Source organism: Cupriavidus sp. Met-2, from assembly GCF_049843575.1.
Lineage (GTDB): Bacteria > Pseudomonadota > Gammaproteobacteria > Burkholderiales > Burkholderiaceae > Cupriavidus > Cupriavidus metallidurans.
In genome coordinates this window covers 171,267-188,183 of the sequence record NZ_JBBHZL010000001.1, presented here as the reverse complement: position 1 = coordinate 188,183, position 16,917 = coordinate 171,267, and the positions used below count along the sequence as shown (strand labels likewise).

The 16,917-nt window shown below is 65.6% G+C and carries 15 protein-coding genes; 7 read left to right on the top strand and 8 right to left on the bottom strand.

Annotated features, from left to right (window positions below):
• The first annotated feature begins 11 nt into the window (after nucleotides 1–11).
• Nucleotides 12–845 (top strand): NADPH-dependent 7-cyano-7-deazaguanine reductase QueF, encoded by an 834-nt coding sequence (queF, locus tag WD006_RS00915; protein ID WP_011515232.1) that lies wholly within the window; start codon nucleotides 12–14, stop codon nucleotides 843–845.
• A 12-nt stretch (nucleotides 846–857) separates the two neighbouring features.
• Here queF and WD006_RS00910 read toward each other — a convergent pair whose 3' ends face one another.
• On the bottom strand, nucleotides 858–2,264 hold the full coding sequence (locus WD006_RS00910) for a carbohydrate porin (protein ID WP_227874058.1): 1,407 nt from the start codon (nucleotides 2,262–2,264) through the stop codon (nucleotides 858–860).
• A 201-nt stretch (nucleotides 2,265–2,465) separates the two neighbouring features.
• Between WD006_RS00910 and WD006_RS00905 the strand changes: the two genes are divergently transcribed.
• Genes WD006_RS00905 through WD006_RS00885 form a run of 5 tightly spaced genes read left to right on the top strand, consistent with a single transcriptional unit; the run spans nucleotide 2,466 to nucleotide 7,751 of the window.
• On the top strand, nucleotides 2,466–3,158 hold the full coding sequence (locus tag WD006_RS00905) for a TetR/AcrR family transcriptional regulator (protein ID WP_011515230.1): 693 nt from the start codon (nucleotides 2,466–2,468) through the stop codon (nucleotides 3,156–3,158).
• Between the two features lie 17 nt (nucleotides 3,159–3,175).
• Entirely contained in the window at nucleotides 3,176–4,138 is a 963-nt protein-coding gene (locus WD006_RS00900) for an HlyD family secretion protein (protein WP_011515229.1), read from the top strand.
• On the top strand, nucleotides 4,135–5,121 hold the full coding sequence (locus WD006_RS00895) for an ABC transporter ATP-binding protein (protein WP_011515228.1): 987 nt from the start codon (nucleotides 4,135–4,137) through the stop codon (nucleotides 5,119–5,121). Before WD006_RS00900 ends, WD006_RS00895 begins: the two co-directional genes overlap by 4 nt.
• Entirely contained in the window at nucleotides 5,118–6,272 is a 1,155-nt protein-coding gene (locus WD006_RS00890; protein WP_011515227.1) for an ABC transporter permease, read from the top strand. The genes WD006_RS00895 and WD006_RS00890 overlap by 4 nt, the downstream gene beginning before the upstream one ends.
• Nucleotides 6,273–6,284: 12 nt before the next feature.
• Nucleotides 6,285–7,751, top strand: a complete 1,467-nt coding sequence (locus WD006_RS00885) for an efflux transporter outer membrane subunit (RefSeq protein WP_011515226.1) — start codon at nucleotides 6,285–6,287, stop codon at nucleotides 7,749–7,751.
• A gap of 71 nt (nucleotides 7,752–7,822) precedes the next feature.
• On the opposite strand, the gene WD006_RS00880 is transcribed toward WD006_RS00885, so the two are convergent.
• The 3 genes from WD006_RS00880 to WD006_RS00870 all read right to left on the bottom strand — a co-directional run bounded on the left by WD006_RS00880 (nucleotide 7,823) and on the right by WD006_RS00870 (nucleotide 11,309).
• Nucleotides 7,823–9,022, bottom strand: a complete 1,200-nt coding sequence (locus WD006_RS00880; RefSeq protein WP_011515225.1) for a pyridoxal phosphate-dependent aminotransferase — start codon at nucleotides 9,020–9,022, stop codon at nucleotides 7,823–7,825.
• An 80-nt stretch (nucleotides 9,023–9,102) separates the two neighbouring features.
• Complete coding sequence (locus tag WD006_RS00875) at nucleotides 9,103–9,972, bottom strand: 3-keto-5-aminohexanoate cleavage protein (RefSeq protein ID WP_011515224.1); 870 nt, start codon at nucleotides 9,970–9,972, stop codon at nucleotides 9,103–9,105.
• An 11-nt stretch (nucleotides 9,973–9,983) separates the two neighbouring features.
• Nucleotides 9,984–11,309, bottom strand: a complete 1,326-nt coding sequence (locus tag WD006_RS00870) for an aspartate aminotransferase family protein (protein WP_011515223.1) — start codon at nucleotides 11,307–11,309, stop codon at nucleotides 9,984–9,986.
• Between the two features lie 203 nt (nucleotides 11,310–11,512).
• On the opposite strand from WD006_RS00870, the gene WD006_RS00865 reads away from it, so the two are divergent.
• Entirely contained in the window at nucleotides 11,513–12,409 is an 897-nt protein-coding gene (locus WD006_RS00865) for a MurR/RpiR family transcriptional regulator (RefSeq protein WP_008644433.1), read from the top strand.
• Between the two features lie 12 nt (nucleotides 12,410–12,421).
• Here WD006_RS00865 and WD006_RS00860 read toward each other — a convergent pair whose 3' ends face one another.
• From WD006_RS00860 to WD006_RS00845, 4 genes are all read right to left on the bottom strand, one after another.
• Nucleotides 12,422–13,330, bottom strand: coding sequence for a glutamate/aspartate ABC transporter substrate-binding protein (locus WD006_RS00860; RefSeq protein WP_017510969.1), 909 nt, complete (start codon nucleotides 13,328–13,330; stop codon nucleotides 12,422–12,424).
• Nucleotides 13,331–13,474: 144 nt separating this feature from the next.
• On the bottom strand, nucleotides 13,475–14,836 hold the full coding sequence (locus WD006_RS00855; protein WP_008644436.1) for an MFS transporter: 1,362 nt from the start codon (nucleotides 14,834–14,836) through the stop codon (nucleotides 13,475–13,477).
• An 83-nt stretch (nucleotides 14,837–14,919) separates the two neighbouring features.
• Nucleotides 14,920–15,129, bottom strand: coding sequence for a DUF2783 domain-containing protein (locus tag WD006_RS00850; protein WP_011515220.1), 210 nt, complete (start codon nucleotides 15,127–15,129; stop codon nucleotides 14,920–14,922).
• Nucleotides 15,130–15,154: 25 nt separating this feature from the next.
• The gene (locus WD006_RS00845; protein ID WP_029308428.1) at nucleotides 15,155–16,909 is read right to left on the bottom strand and encodes an FAD-dependent oxidoreductase; all 1,755 of its coding nucleotides are present in this window, start codon (nucleotides 16,907–16,909) and stop codon (nucleotides 15,155–15,157) included.
• Nucleotides 16,910–16,917: the final 8 nt, after the last annotated feature.

The window sequence follows — 16,917 nt, the reverse complement described above, 5'->3', positions numbered from 1 at the left end:
CGCCCCCGATCATGACGCTTCCTGAGCACTCGCCGCTGGGCAAGCCCTCGGCGTACAAGACCGAATACGACGCATCATTGCTGTTCCCGATCCCGCGCCAGCCGAAACGCGCGGAGATCGGCCTGCCGGAAGGGCGCGCGCTGCCCTTCTTCGGCGTGGATATCTGGAATGCCTACGAGGTATCGTGGCTGAACCTGAAGGGCAAGCCGCAGGTGGCGCTGGCCACGTTCATCATTCCTGCCGATACGCCGAACATCGTCGAGTCGAAGTCGTTCAAGCTGTACCTGAACTCGTTCAACCAGACCAAGATCGCTTCGCCCGAGGCGCTGCAGCAGTTGCTGCATCACGACCTCTCCGAGGCCACGGGCGGCACGGTGCAGGTCCGGCTGGTGACCGAGGCCGACCTTGGCACGCAGAAGATGGGCGAACTGGACGGGCTGCTGCTGGACCGGCTCGACATCGAGACCGATATCTACGAACCCGATCCGACGCTGCTGTCGGCCGAACAGGAAGAGTCGCCGGTGGAGGAAACGCTGGTGTCGCACCTGCTCAAGTCGAACTGCCTGGTCACGGGCCAGCCAGACTGGGGTAGCGTGCAGATCCGCTACGTGGGCGCGCCGATCGATCAGGAAGGTCTGCTCAAGTACCTGATCTCGTTCCGGAACCATAACGAGTTCCACGAGCAGTGCGTCGAGCGGATCTTCACGGACGTCATGCGCATGTGCAAGCCGGTGAAGCTCGCGGTCTACGCACGCTACACGCGCCGCGGCGGGCTGGACATCAATCCGTTCCGCACCAACTACAACACGCCGTGGCCGGACAACCGGCGCAATGCGCGGCAGTAGGACCGCACTGACTCAAAACTCCGCGTGGGCCCGGATGCCGATGAACTTGGCGGGCCCGCGATCCCGGTTGTAGCCCGGGTTCCGCATGTACTGGAAGTCCGGGCTCAGGCTCAGCGTCTTCCAGACCGCGAAGCTGTAGTAGATCTCGAATACCTGCTCGGGGCCGTAGTTGAGCGCCCCATCCCCCAGGAACGCGCCCAGACCACCCGCCGCCAGATAGTTGCGATGGTTGGACCCAAGCATGTTGATCGCCATCCCCAGCCCCACCTCGTCTTTGGGACGACCCCACGCCGTTCCCTTGAGCGTGCCGCCCCACGCCACCTGCCGGCCGATTTCCGTGAACGCGTAGGTTTCGGTCTTGTCGTCGGACCAGTTGGCCCGCAGGAACAGGCCCAGTGAATCGTTGACCTCCTGCAGGAACGCAAGCCCCACGCCCACCTTCGCGTGTTCGCGGCGCACGTCGGCCACGTCCGGCGTCACGTTGTTGGCCAGTCCGAAAGCGATGGCGTCGTTGAACGCCCCCATCTTCGCCTTGTTACGCCACAGCAGCAGCCGGGCCTGGCCAGGGCGGCCACCGATCTGGTAGCGCTTTTCGAGTTCCAGCACGTCGCCGTAGTGCTCGAACATGCGCGTGTCGAGCTCCTGGCCATTTGATTCGAGCGGCTGCAGGAAACGGCCGAAACGCGCCGACCAGCCATCGCCGATGTACTCGACCGAAGCCCCCCAGTTGTAGCCTCGCGCATCCGCCGCGTAGTCGAACGAACCGTGCGTCAGGAACGACCAGTTCATGAACTGCGTGCGTGGATCGGACCCGTAGGGGTTCTGATCGAAGACATCGAGCACGCTAAAGTTGCCGGCGGTCAGCACCACGCGTTGCTTGTCGACGGTGCGGGCGAACTGGTTGAAATCGGCCTCGAGCTTTTCCTCGCCGCCTCCCAGCCCCCACGTCTGACGAATGAAGGCCCGTGCGCGGTAGAACTTCGGATTGGTGCTGGCCGTCTTGGCCAGTTCGCCATTGGAAGGGCCACCCACGCCATGCAGTTCGGAGAACGGCACGCCCTGGGCCACCTCCGGATTGAAATGGAACTCGGCGCCCTGCCAGAGCCGCAATCCCAGGTCGAGCGTGGCCGTGAACGAATAGCTCTTGGCACGATCGGGCGTCAGGCTGTTCTCGCCGGAGTACCCCGCGCCGAAAGACGGCTTGCGCTGCCAGATATACGTGGTCTGCCCATGGATGGCGAACGGGCTTTCCACATCGGACACGGCTTCCTGCCCTGGCCCGGTGGCTTCCTGCGCTTGCGCCGCCCACGGCAAAGCAAGCCCGCCCGCCACCAGCAAGGCGGCAAACGGGACGGCAAAGCGGCGGGCAAAGCTCGGGCGCAACCGCTGCGGAGCGGCTGGCGGACAAGAACGCGACATAGGAATTGGGGGCAGTGGATGCGCGCATGCAGGCATCCAATGGATTGGCGGGCAGCTTAGCCAAAGCCCCATGACATGTCTACCGTGAATTGTTGCAATGCAGCATATCCAACGCGCTGCGCTCTCACTCAACTTTGTAACCGATCTTGAATTAATTAATTCGAAAATTAATATCTACTCGATACCGTCTGGAGTTGACTGATGCCAGCCAAGTCCTCGTCCGATCCGTCCCCGGCACCGCGACAGCGCCGGCCGGGACGCCCCACGGCCAACGCCAATGATGCCGATCAGCGTAACCGCCTGATCGACGCCGCCGTCACCCTGTTCGCGCGCCACGGCGTGGCCGCCACCTCCACCAAGGCGATCGCCGCCGAAGCTGGCGTCACGCCGGCACTGGTCCACTACTACTTCCACGATCGGGAGCTACTGCTCGATGCCGTCTTCGACGAACGGCTGGAGCCGCTGTTCGAGCAGGTGTTCGAGACCCTGGCCGGGCACGCCGGTGACATCGTGACAGTAATCCCGGCGCTGGCGGGCCAATTGATCCGCACGGCGTCCGCCACGCCGTGGTTTCCGGGCCTGTGGATCCGGGAGATCGTCGGTACCGATGGCCATCTGCGCGAGCGGATGGTCGAGCGCGTGGCCCTGCGGCGTGCCTCGCTGATCATGGGGCCACTGGCAGCCGCACACGCGCAAGGCAAGCTGACCCCGGGGCTCGAACCGGCCCTTGTCATGGTGTCGCTGATCGGGCTGGCGCTGCTGCCGCCCGCCACCACGCACATCTGGCGCAGCCTCCCCGGCGCGGCCGATATCGATACCGAAACGCTCGTGCGCCACGTCACCACCCTGCTCACCCACGGGCTGTCCGCCGGCACCCCGTCCCAAGACAAATAAGCCCACCCGGAGCCCGTATGTCCTATCCCGTCCCCCGTCATGCGTGGTCCCTGCTGATCATGGCAGCGGCACTGGCCGCGTGCGGCAATGACAAGCCCGTCAGTTGGCAAGGCTACGTGGAGGGCGAGTTCGTCTCTGTGGCGTCGCCATTCGCGGGCCGCCTGGAAAAGCTGTCGGTCGACCGTGGCCAGCAGGTGGCCGATGGTGCGCCCCTATTCGTGCTGGAATCCGACGACGAACGCGCCGCGCGGCAACAAGCCGCCGAGCAGCTACGTGCGGCCGAGGCACAGCTTGCCGATATCCAGATTGGCAAGCGCCCCGTGGAAGTGGCCGTGACCCAGGCGCAACTGTCGCAGGCGCAGGCGCAGGCCCAACGCAGCGCGGCGCAACGCCGGCGCGACGAAGCCCAGTTCGAGATCGGCGGCGTCTCCAGGCAGCAGCTCGACGACAGCCGCGCCACGGCGGATGCGGATGCGGCACGCGTGCGGGAGTTGCAGCGCGATATCGACGTCGCACGCCTGCCGGGTCGCAAGGACCAGCTTGCCGCGCAAAGCGCGCAGGTGGATGCCGCGCGTGCGGCGCTGACGCAGGCCGAGTGGAAGCTCTCGCGCAAGTTCGTCAATGCCACGGTGCCGGGCCTGGTCTATGACGTGCCGTTCCGCCCCGGCGAGTGGGTGCCCGCGGGCAGCACCGTGGTCCGCATGTTGCCCGTCACAAACGTCAAGGTGCGCTTCTACGTACCTGAGACCGTGGTCGGCGCGCTCAAGAACGGGCAGGCCGTCCATATCCGCTGCGACGGTTGCGCGGCCCCGGTGGCGGCAAAGATCACCTATATCTCGAACGAAGCCGAGTTCACGCCACCGGTCATCTACAGCAACGAGACACGCCGCAAGCTCGTGTTCCTGATCGAGGCACGTCCGGACCCCGCCGAAGCACCGAAGCTGCGCCCTGGCCAGCCTGTCGAGGTCACGCAATCATGAACGGCGAACTGGCCATCGACGTGCACGGCCTCAACAAGCGCTTCGGCGACAAGCACGTGGTCAACGACCTGACGATGCAAGTGGCCCGTGGCGAGATCTTCGGCTTCCTGGGCCCGAACGGCAGCGGCAAGACCACCTCGATCCGCATGATGTGCGGACTGCTGACACCGGACTCCGGCGCGGGCACCTGCCTGGGCTTCGACATCATCAAGGAGTCCGCCGAGATCAAGCGCAACGTGGGCTACATGACGCAGCGTTTCTCTTACTGGGAAGACCTGTCGATCCGCGAGAACCTGGACTTCGTCGCACGCGTGTATGCCATGCCGAACCGGCGCGAGGTCGTGGACCGCGCGCTCGAGGACCTCGGGCTGGCGTCGCGGGCCGAACAACTGGCCGGGTCGCTTTCCGGCGGTTGGAAGCAGCGCCTGGCGCTGGCCGCGTGCCTGCTGCACGAACCGCAGTTGCTGCTGCTCGACGAACCCACGGCCGGCGTGGACCCCAAGGCCCGCCGCGACTTCTGGGAGCAGTTGCACCAGTTGGCCGCCCGTGGCATCTCGGTGCTGGTCAGCACGCACTACATGGACGAAGCGGAGCGCTGCCACAAGCTCGCCTATATCGCCTACGGCAAACTGCTGGCGCAAGGCACTTCGGCTGAAGTCGTCGCCAGCCAGAACCTGACCACGTGGAGCGTATCGGGCGACGAACTGGCCGAACTGTCGACCCAGTTGCAAGGCAAGCCCGGCGTGGACCAGACCGTCGCGTTCGGCACGGCGCTGCATGTCACGGGCAAGGACGGCACCGCGCTCGAACAGACACTCAGGCAGTACGCCGGCCGGGATCACCGCATCGAGCCGGTGGAGACGAGCCTGGAGGACGTCTTCATCCACATGATGGGTGACGCACAGGACAACATGGCCGTTCCCGCCAAGGAAGCCACCAAGGAGAGCGCAGAAAGGGCCAGCGGGCCGAAGGGGGACGCGTGAAAGCCGTACGCCGTCAGATCTCCCGCTTCTCGGCGCACCGTTGGTGGAGCATCGTCCTGAAGGAATTCCTGCAACTACGACGCGATCGCGTCACGTTCGGGATGATGATTGGGATACCGATCATCCAGCTACTGCTGTTCGGCTTTGCGATCAACAGCGATCCACGCCATATGCCCACCGCGGTCATCGTGGCCGAGCACAGCGACTTCTCCCGCACCTTCATTGCCGCGCTGGACAACACCACGTACTTCAAGGTGGTGCGCACGATGCCGGACGAGGCCTCCGGTCGCGAGGCGCTGATGCGCGGCGATGTGCAGTTCGTGGTCAGCATTCCGGCCGATTTCTCGCGACGCCTGCTGCATGGCGATCGCCCTTCCATCCTGGTCGAGGCCGATGCCACCGATCCTTCCGCGACGGGCCAGGCCATCGCCGCACTGGCGCAACTCCCGGCCACCGTTGCCCGGATCGACCTGAAGGGCGCGCTGGCGCCACTGGCCGGCGGGCAACCCGCCTTCGACGTCAACGTGCACCGGCTCTACAACCCGGAGGGCATCACGCAGTACAACATCGTGCCGGGGCTGATGGGCACGATCCTGACGATGACGATGGTCATGATGACCGGCCTGGCCATGACGCGCGAACGCGAGCGCGGCACGATGGAAAATCTGCTGGCCACGCCGGTGCAGCCGCTTGAGGTGATCTCGGGCAAGATCATCCCGTACATCTTCATCGGACTGATTCAGGCGACGATCATCCTGCTGGCGGCGCATTTCGTGTTCGGCGTGCCGTTCGTCGGATCACCCGTGGCCGTGTACCTGGCCGCATTGCTGTTCATCGCGGCCAACCTGACCGTGGGCATCACGCTGTCCTCGCTGGCGGCCAACCAGTTGCAGGCGCTGCAACTCACATTCTTCTACTTCCTGCCCAATATCCTGCTGTCCGGCTTCATGTTCCCATTCGCGGGCATGCCAACGTGGGCGCAGTGGATCGGCAACGTGCTGCCGATGACCTACTTCAACCGGATGATCCGCAGCATCATGCTCAAGGGCAGCGGCTGGATCGAACTCTGGCCGAACGTGTGGCCCGTGGCGCTGTTCACGGTGATCGTCCTCACCATTGCCGTGCGCTTCTACAAGCGCACGCTCGACTGAAAGGAGACCGCCATGCGCGCGATCCCCACGCTGTTGATGTGCGCCGCCGCGATGTCGCTGGCCGGCTGTGCGGTCGGCCCGGATTTCCGCACGCCCGATGCGCCGGCTGACGCTCGCTACACATCCGGCCCGCAGCCTGAACGCCTTGACGCGAAGGACTACCCATCGCAATCGCTGGTGGAAGGCGACGTCCCCGCGCAATGGTGGACGCTGTTCCGCAATCCGCAGCTCGATGAAACCATCCGCGTGGCCCTGGCCAACAGCCCGACGCTGACACAAGCGCAAGCCAAGCTGCGTGAGGCGCAGGAGAATCTCGCGGCCCGTACCGGCGCCACGCGCTTCCCGCAGGTAGACGCGAATTTCAACGCAACGCGGCAGCAGGTCAACCTGCAGTCAGTCGGCATCACGCAGTTCCCGAGCCCTGGGCCGTTCACGCTCTATAACGCGAGTGTGCAGGTGTCCTATGCGCTGGATCTGTTCGGTGGTCAGCGTCGAGAACTGGAAGGCTTGCAGGCCGCGGTCGACTACCAGCGCTACGAGTTCGAGGCGGCCCGACTTTCGCTCGCGGCCAACGTCGCCACGGCGGCGATTCGCGAGGCCGGGCTGCGCGCGCAACTCGCCGATACCGTGGCCCTGGCCGACGCGCAGAAACGCCAGCTAGCCATCATGCAGCAGCGCCTCGGTCAGGGTGGTGTCGCGCGCGTCGACGTGCAGCGCCAGCAGGCCGAACTGGCGCAGACACAGGCGCTGATTCCGGGACTGTCACAGCAGATCGATGCCACACGTCACCAGCTCGCCGTCTACACCGGCCAGACCCCCGCCGCCGCTCAGCTTCCAGAATTCCGGCTCGAAGACATGCAGTTGCCCGAGACGCTGCCGGTAAGCCTGCCCTCCGAACTGGCGCGACGTCGCCCCGATATTCGGGCGGCGGAAGCACTGCTCCATCAGGCCTCGGCAGATATCGGCGTGGCCACGGCCAATCTCTATCCGCAGATCACGCTGACCGCCAGCGGCGGCACGCAGGCCATGCGCATGAGCGACCTGTTCAACAGCTTCAATGTGTGGAGCCTGGCCGCCGGCGTCGTGCAGCCGGTGTTCCACGGGGGCGAGTTGCGTGCGCAGAAACGTGCGAAGGAAGCTGCCTACGAAGCATCGTTGGGCGCCTATCGGCAGGCGGTGCTCCAGGGGCTGCAGAACGTTGCCGACACCCTGCGCGCGCTGGACGCGGACGCCGGCACGCTGCAGGCGCGCGCGGACAACGCAAAGCAGACGCGCGACACACTGGCGATTGTCAACGAGCAGTATCGGCTTGGTGGCGTAAGCCAGTTCGCGGTGCTCGACGCCGAGCGGCAGGCACGACAGGCGGCGCTGGATCTGGCGCAGGCCCGCGCCACGCGGCTGGCGGATTCAGCCGCGCTGATGCAGGCGCTGGGCGGTGGATGGTGGGGAGAGTCGGAAACGGTGGGGAGTTTGAAATAGAGGTGGTTAGCGATCGTTAGCGGATCGTTAGCGCGGGAGGGGCCGAGCCAGAGGGTCAGGCCCATCAACCGCTACCGCCCCAGATACCCCCGCAACCGCTTCACCCCCTCATCGAGCCGCGCCTCGTCGCACGCATAGCACCACCGCACAAAGCCCTCGCCCTCGTCGCCGAACGCGCTTCCCGGCGCCAGCCCGAGATGGGCATCGCGCACGAGCCGCTTGCACAGATCGAGGCTGTCGGTCGCGCCTTTCAGGCGGAAGAACACATACATCGCCCCATCCGGCGCGTGCGCGTCGATACCGGGTAATGCCGATAGCGCGCTCACCAGATGATCACGCGCCGAACGCAGCCGTTTGACCAGATCCTGGGTGAATGCTTCGCCCTCACGCACGGCCACCACGCCGGCCTCCTGCACGAACGATGGCGCGCAGGACGTGTTGTATTCGATGAGCTTGCCCAGGTCGTCCATCATCGAAGATGGCACCACCATCCAGCCAAGCCGCCAGCCGGTCATCAGCCATGCCTTCGAGAACGAGTTGACCGCGATAACGCGCTCGTCGCGGCCGGCGATGTCAAGGAACGATGGTGCGACCGCCCCCTCGTCGCCGTAGTAAAGCCGCTCGTAGACTTCGTCGGCGATGATCCAGATGCCGTGGCGGCGGCAGTGGTCGAGCACGGCCTGTTGCGCGCCGCGGGGCATGACCCAGCCGGTCGGGTTGTTCGGCGAATTGATCATCACGGCGCGCGTGCCCGGCGTCAGCGCGGCCAGCAGCTTGTCGACATCGAGTGTCCAGCCATCCGCGCCATAGTCGAGCGTCACTGTTTCCACCGCCGCGCCAAGGATGCGCGGAATCTCGACGAGGTTGGGCCACAGCGGCGTCACCGCCACCACGCGGTCGCCGGGGCCGGTGACGAGTTGCGCGGCGAGCATCAGCGCATTGACGCCGGCGCTGGTCACGGCGATATGGTCGACCGGCGTGGCTCCGTGCAATCGGGTCACGTACTCCGACAACGCCGCCCGCAGCGGCGCGATGCCAAGATTGTGGTTGTAGAAGGTGGCCCCGTTTGCGAGCGCGCGGCTCGCGGCATCGCGGATGAATGACGGCGTGACCTGGTCCGATTCACCGAACCAGAACGGCAGCACGTCGGGCAGGCCGATCCCTGCATTAGCCACTTCACGGATGCGCGACGCGCGCAGCGCGTGCACGACGTCACGCGCCCGTGGCGGCGCTTCGGTCAGGGAAGACTGGCGGGACGGGCTGGTCGACATCGGCACTCCTTCGGGGGAACGATGAAACGCCTAGCGTACCGGAATCCGCCCCGCCCTGCTGTCGTCGCCAGAGGGCTTTTTCAGTCCGCGAAACGCTCGCGCAGCACGTCAGCCGTCATCGAGACATAGCCAAGCGCGAGGAGCGGCGTGCGCACCGCTTGCAGCAACGCGGCGTTGTCCGGCGCCATCGCGCCATCGGGCAAAGTCATGTTGTTCTCGAAGCCGATACGCGCGTGCCCGCCCAGCATCACGGCCGTGGCCGCGCAATCGGCCTCCTGCTTGCCGAATGCGCAGACCGCCCATTCGACGCCAGACTGATCGAGCCCGGTCTCGCGCCAGGCGGCCAGGAACGGCAGCAGGTCCGCCGGCGACGACTTCTGTCCGGCCGAGTACCGTCCCAGCACGAACAGCACCCAGTGCCGCCCGGCTGGAATCGCGCCGCTTTCGCGCAGGGCCGCATAGCGGCGCACGTCATCGGCATCGTAGAGGATGTATTGCGCCACCACGTGCTCGTGGTGCATCCACTGGAAGAACTCTGCGGCGGCAGGCAACGCGGCGACATTGGGCACGAGTTCGCGAATGGCCACCGATGCGGCCTCGGGGCGCAGCGCACGCACGGTCGCGATCTGCTGCGCCGGCTGGTAGATGCCGACCGCCTCGGTGGTCAGCTGCAGCACCAGCGCATTGCCCACAGCCTTGCGCACAGCGGCAATGGCCGGCTCGTAGTCGACCACTTCGAGGCTGTGCGTGGCGTCGGCCTTGCGCACGTGCAGATGGATCATCGCAGCGCCGGCATCCACGCATTCGCGCGCGCACTGCGCCAGCTCGTCGGGCGTGATTGGCAGGCACGCGTGGTCCGCGTGCGTCTTGCGCGCGCCATTCGGGGCCACCGCCAGAGCGAACGGGCGACGCAAGGTGTCAGCGGTAGCGACAGGATTCTGGTTCGGCATCGTCGCGCTCCTCAAGCCGGCAGTACCGTTTTCACGGCCTGCGTGAAGCGGTCTACGATGTTGTCGATGTCGGTGGGCGTGCAGATAAACGGCGGCGCAAACAGCACGTGGTCACCGTGGATGCCATCGACCGTGCCGCCCATCGGATAAACCAGCACGCCATGCTCCATGCAGGTGCGCTTGAGCACGGCGTGCGTCTTCTTCGCCGGGTCGAGCGTGGCCTTGGTGGCGCGATCGGCCACGAACTCCACGCCGACGAACAGTCCACGGCCCCGCACGTCGCCAAGGTTCGGATGGTCGCCGAGCGATTCGCGCAGGCGCGCGCGCAACTGTTCGCCACGCGCCAGCACGTTGTCCAGCAACTTGTCCTCGACAATCGTGCGCTGCACGGCCAGCGCTGCCGCGCAGGCCGTCGCATGACCGATATAGGTGTGGCCGTGCTGGAAGAAACCGCTGCCACCGATGATCGCGTCATAGATGCGCGACGTCGAGAGCATTGCGCCGATCGGCTGGTAACCAGCGCCGAGGCCCTTCGCGATCGTCACGATGTCGGGCACCACGCCGTCCTCTTCGCACGCGAACAGGTAACCCGTCCGGCCCATGCCCGACATCACTTCATCGAGGATCAGCAGCACGCCGTACTTGTCGCACACAGCGCGGATACGCTTCAGGTAATCGGCCACCGGCGGCACCGCCCCTGCGGTAGCGCCGACCACCGTCTCGGCGACGAAGCCGGCCACCGAGTCGGGGCCGAGTTCGAGGATCTTTGCTTCAAGTTCGTCGGCCAGACGCTGCGCGTACTGCGTGTCGGCTTCGCCGGCCGCCTGATCTCGGTAGGCATAGCACGGCGACACATGGTGCGCCGGCACCAGCAGCGGCAGGAACGGCTCGCGCCGCCACGCGTTGCCGCCGATCGCCAGCGCGCCGAGCGTATTGCCGTGATAGCTCTGGCGCCGCGCGATGAAGTGGCGGCGCTGCGTCTGGCCGATCTCCACGAAGTACTGGCGCGCCAGCTTCAGCGCGGCTTCCACCGCCTCGGAGCCGCCGGACACGAAGTACACATGATCGAGATCTCCGGGGGCCGCATCGGCCAGCGTCTGGGCCAGCGTCTCGGACACCTCGGTGGTAAAGAACGACGTATGCGCGTAGGCAATGGTGTCCACCTGCGCCTTGATCGCTTCGATCACGCGCGGGTGGCCATGACCGAGACAGGAAACCGCCGCGCCGCCCGAAGCGTCGAGGTAGCGCCGGCCATTGCTGTCGATCAGTTCGATACCCTGGCCGCCAACGGCGACCGGCAAGGTTTGCTTCGGATTGCGGTGGAATACGTGCGTCATGGTGAGGTGCGGGATGCGGGGGTCTGCCCGGAAACAGGTGTGAGTATAGGAACAACGTCCCGGCAGCGCAACAAGTGTTTCATTAAGGCACCAGCACGAAACATACGATGCCCCACCGGTGCCCCCCGTTCACAACACAAGGGCGCCCTGCGGCGGGCCAAGCTGTGCAACAATCGTTGCATCACAAGAATCCTGAACCAGAGATGCCCGCCTCCACGCCCAAGCCGCCGCAGTCGCTCGATGCGCTGCTGGCGCAACTCCGCGCCGATTTCCCGAATCTGAGCGCGCAGTTCCAGAGTGGCGCCAGATACCTGCTCGATCACCCGCGCGATATTGCTATCCAGTCGATGCGCAAGGTGGCCGGCAACGCCGGGGTGCAGCCCGCCACGCTGGTGCGACTGTCGCAGGCGCTCGGGTTCGAAGGCTGGCAGGGATTGCGCGAACTGTTCGTCGAGGCAGTGCGCGACGGCGACAGCCAGCCTTACGCCAGGCGCGCCCGCAAGGTGGTGCGGGAAAGTGGCTCGAGCCGCATGTTCGCGGAAATGATCGAAGTGCAGCATCACAACCTCGACGCGCTGCTGGCCAGCAACGCCGACGCGCTGCCACGTGCGGCCGAACTGCTGGCGGCCGCACCGATGGTCCACGTGGCGGGCTTCCGCTCGTGCTTTCCAATCGCGTTCTCGTTCCACTACATCTACGGGCTGTTCCGCAGCTCGGTGCGCCTGATCCGTGGCGACGCAGGCACGCTGGAGATGGAACTGCGCGCCTTGAGCCCCAAGGATGCGGTGCTGGTAGCCGGCTTCGCGCCCTACTCGCAGGAAAGCATGCGCGTGGCCACCGCCGCACGCGAGGCGGGCTGCACGGTGATCGCCTTGACCGACAGTACGGTGGCGCCAATCGCGCTGGAAGCCGATTGCACACTGCTCTTCGCCATCGACAGCCCATCGTTCTTCCCGTCGATCACCAGCGGCGTGGCGATGGTGGAGGCGCTGGTCGAGCATCTGCTGGCAAAGAAGGGCAAGGGGGCGATCCGGGCGCTGGAGCAGACGGAGGGGCAGCTGCACCGGACGGGGGCCTACCTCCCGTCGCGGCGCGGCTGAAACGCCAGTGCGTTACTCGAACGCCTCATCATTCGGATTGGCGTAGGCCTTCTTGATCTGCTCGCTCTGCGGCAAGTCGAAGCTGAGGTTCTTCGGCGGCACCGGCTTCAGGAACCACTTGGTGTAGAGCGTGTTGATCTCGCCGCTGCGCATCAGGCCCGTCATGGTGGCATCCACGACTTGTTTGAAGCCGGGGTCATCCTTGCGCATCATGAAGCCGTACGCCTCGAACGACTGCGGCGTGCCCACCACCACCCAGTCATTGGGGTTCGGCGCCAGCGTGCGCGAGCCGGACAGCAGCACGTCGTCCATCATGAACGCGGCCACGCGGCCCGACTGCAGGATCAGGAACGATTCGCCATAGTCCTTGGCGCTCTGGATCGTGATGTTGGCGCCCTTCTCGTCGTTGAGCTTGCGCAGGATGCGTTCCGACGTGGTGCCGGCGTTCGTCACCACGGCCTTGCCCGACAGATCGCCAAAGTCATGGACCGGGCTGCCCTTCTTCACCAGCAGTCGCGTGCCGGCCACGAAGAACGTGGTGGAGAATGCCACCTGCTGCTGGCGCGACTTCAGGTTGGTGGTCACGCCACACTCCAGGTCCACCGTGCCATTCTGGACCAGCGACTGCCGGTTCTGCGACGTCACGGGCACCATACGCACCTGCAGATTCGGCGTGCCGGTTTCCTTCTTGACCGCATCAATCACGCGATCGCAGATGTCCTGCGAGAAGCCGATCACCTTCTGGTTGGCGTCGTAGTACGAGAACGGGATCGACGATGTGCGGTGACCGATCGAAATCGTGCCGGACGATTTGATCTTGCTGAGCGTTGGGCTGGCGGCCACGTCGACCGCAAGCGCCGAACCGGCGCCGAGCGACACCGCCATCAGCACGGCGGCACGGGTCATGAAGAACTGGTTCATGGGAACACTCCTGTTGATGGAAAGCGTCAGGTGTTGCAATGCTAGGCATATAGCAACAAGTGTTCCATCATGGATAACCATGAAACAAATGATTTTTCCCCGATATCGGGCATGAACCGCCCGGTATCGGGGAACACCGCCCTGCTAGTGCGCCGTCGGTGTGCGCGGCACGCCCTTCCACAGCGCCAGCCCGCTGGCCAGCAGCAGCCCGGCCAACAGGTACAGCGCGTTGTCCATGCTGCCCGTGTGCGCCTTGATCTGGCCGATGACCCAAGGGCTGACGATGCCGCTGGTGATGCCGATGCTGGAGATGAAGGCAATGCCGGTGGCGGCGGTCTGGGCCGGCAGATGGCTTGGCGGCAGCGCCCAGAAGATCGGCAGCGCGGCGAAGATCAGCACGGCGGCAACGGAGAGGATCGCCAAGGACACGCCAAGGCTCGGCACATGTAGCGTCAACGCGGCCAGCGCCAGTGCGCCTCCTGCAGTGCAGCAGAGAAAATGCCCGTGACGCTCGCCGAGGCGGTCTGAGCGCCGCGCAATGAGGATCAAGCCCACCGCGCCGATGGCGTTCGGGATGACAGAGTAGAGGCTGACGGCCACCACGTCCTGGATGCCGAAATCGCGAATCATGAGCGGCATCCAGAATGACAGCGTCAGCGAGCCGCACGTCAGCGCGAAGTAGATGAACGCGAACAGATAGACCCGTGGGTTGGCCAGGGCCTGACGCAGGGCCTGCATCGAATGGGCGTGGCCACCCGCACCGCGCGACTCCGCCTCATGTTGGGCCACCAGGTAGTCCTGCTCGGCCGGTGTCAGCCAGCGCGCCTGGCGTGGGCCATCGACGAGGCACACGGCGGCGATCAGGCCCAGCAGCACTGCCGGCGCGCCTTCGATCGCGAACATCCATTGCCAGCCGCGCATCCCAAGCACACCGGCCATGTCGCGCATGATCCAGCCCGAGATCAGCCCGCCAAGCACGCCGGCCACTGCCACGCCCGCAAAGAAGATCGCCATCACCGCCGCGCGACGGCGCGCCGGGAACCAGTAGGTCAGGTACAGCACAATGCCCGGGAAGAAGCCCGCTTCGAACACGCCGAGCAGGAAGCGCAGCAGATAGAAGTGCGACGGCTGCGACACCAGCATCATGCCCACCGATGCGACACCCCACAGCAGCATGATTCGCGTGAACGTGCGGCGCGCGCCGAAGCGTGCCAACAGCATGTTGCTGGGGACTTCGCACAGCACGTAGCCGACGTAGAACACTGCGGCGCCCAGCCCGTACATCGCGTCACTGAACCCAAGGTCATGCTTCATCTGCAATTGCGCGAAGCCGATGTTGATCCGGTCCAGGAACGACACGACGTAGCAGATGAACAGGAACGGGATGATGCGCAGCCAGACCTTGCGGTACAGCGCGTCCTCCTGCTGCGCGGGAAGGACTTGCGGTAGTGCGTGTGACGGGATTTCAGGCAAGACGGGGGCGGCGCCCAGGCTCTGGGTATGCATGGTTGTCTCCGGAATAGGGTCGAGTTGGCCCCGGGGCGTCTGTCGCGCCCCTGTCGGGTCACTGGCGGGCAGGAATGAAGTGGCTAGCTTGCGGCAGGCTCGAGCGCGACATCGCGCGCCAGGCGCATCGCTTCGCGCAGCGTGTCGAGATCACCGATGTGGTTGGCCAGCAGCAGGATCAGTCTCGCGTTGACGGCCTGGCTTTCGGCGTCATCGAGGTCATGATGCATCTCGATGAGCGCCTCGTAGAACTCGTCGGGATAGGCAAGATTGGGAGCGGTGTTGAGCGGCATTGGCCTGTCTCCTGGTGACTGTCGATCAGGCCAGTGCCGGCGTGCGTGCCGCGGCTGGCGATTGCGCCGCGACGGTTGCTGCGGCATTGCATGTGGCGCGAGCGATCGCTCCGGCGATCTGGTTCGCATCGACCGCGCGCCACCGCGCGCAGACGTGCTGGTCGGGGCGAATCAGGTAGCAGGTGCCCGCGCGCGCGTCATAGCGCCGGGCCGCCACGCCGCCCGCGTCGCGCAGCACGACCGCGCCGGGCCAGGCTTCGGCCGATGCTGAAATGGCCGCATCGGTCACGAACACCACGCGCAGCGGAATGTCTCCCTGCTGCAGTTGCGTCAGCGCTTCACGGCATGCGGCGTCGATGCCAGCCGGCGCGCCAAAGATCAGCGCCACGAAGTCGTCGCCCAGATGCGGAAGCAACCAGGGCTTGCCTTCCGTGCCGGCCACGGGGGCATCGACGCATGCTGCGCCCGGCACCATCTGGCCGGAGAACGATTCCGCATCGGCGGTGTTCAGCGGCGAGTCGCGCAGCACGGCCGGCACCGACAGCCGGCCACTATTGACCAGTTGCCGCGCAAACGCGTGGTCGCGCGCCAGTGTCAGCACCGCGTCGCGGAAGATGCGGCTGACCGCGCTCTTCGGCGTAATGAAATCGGTCGAGCGCGTCGAGTTGAGGATGTTCTCGTCGGCCGCGAACTCGCGCTCGCTGGCGTAGGTATCCAGCAGGCTTCCCGGTGCCTTGCCCTGCAGCACGTAGGCCAGTTTCCAAGCAAGGTTCTCGGCATCCTGCACGCCGCTGTTAGCGCCGCGCGCGCCGAACGGCGAGACGCAGTGGGCCGAATCGCCCGCGAACAACACGCGGCCGTGGCGGAAGCTGTCCATCCGCACGCACGAGAACGTATAGACGCTGACCCATTCGAGCTCGAACTTCGCATCGGGGCCAAGCAGCGCCTGCACACGCGGCAGCACACGCTCGGGCGTCTTCTCGAATGCGGGATCGGCATCCCACCCGAGCTGGAAGTCAATGCGCCAGACGTTGTCAGGCTGCCGGTGCAGCAGCACCGACTGGTTCGGATGGAACGGCGGATCAAACCAGAACCAGCGCTCGGCCGGGAACGGCGCTTCCATCTTCACGTCGGCGATCAGGAAGCGGTCTCGGAACGTATGACCGTGGCTCTCCAGACCCAGCATCTTGCGCAGCGGGCTGCGCGAGCCATCGGCGGCCACCACGTAGGCACCGCGCAGCGCGTAACAGCCATCGGGCGTTTCGATCGTCAGCGTCACGTGGTCCGCGTGTTGCTCGATGGCAACTGCCTTGCTCTTCCAGCGGATCTCGATGTTGGGCATCGCCTGCGCGCATTCGAGCAGATAGCCCTCGAGGTAGTACTGCTGCAGGTTGATAAACGCCGGCCGCTGGTGGTCGGATTCGGGCAACAGGTCGAACGCATAGACCTGGCTGTCCCGCAGGAAGACCTTGCCAAGGTTCCAGCGCACGCCCTTGTCGACCATGCGGTCGCCACAGCCGAGCCGGTCGAAGATATCCAGCGTGCGCTTGGCGAAGCAGATTGCACGCGATCCGACCGAGAGCATGCAGTCGTCATCGACCACCACCACCGGCACGCCGTGGCGGGCCAGGTCGATGGCGGTGGCCAGGCCAATCGGCCCGGCCCCGACCACGATCACGGGATGCGGGGCGGCATTGGTCGATGCCCCCCGCTGCTCGGCGCATGGTACGTAGTCGTACTGGATGCGCTGGTAGTCGATGTCGACCTTGGTACTGCTCATGGTGTCTC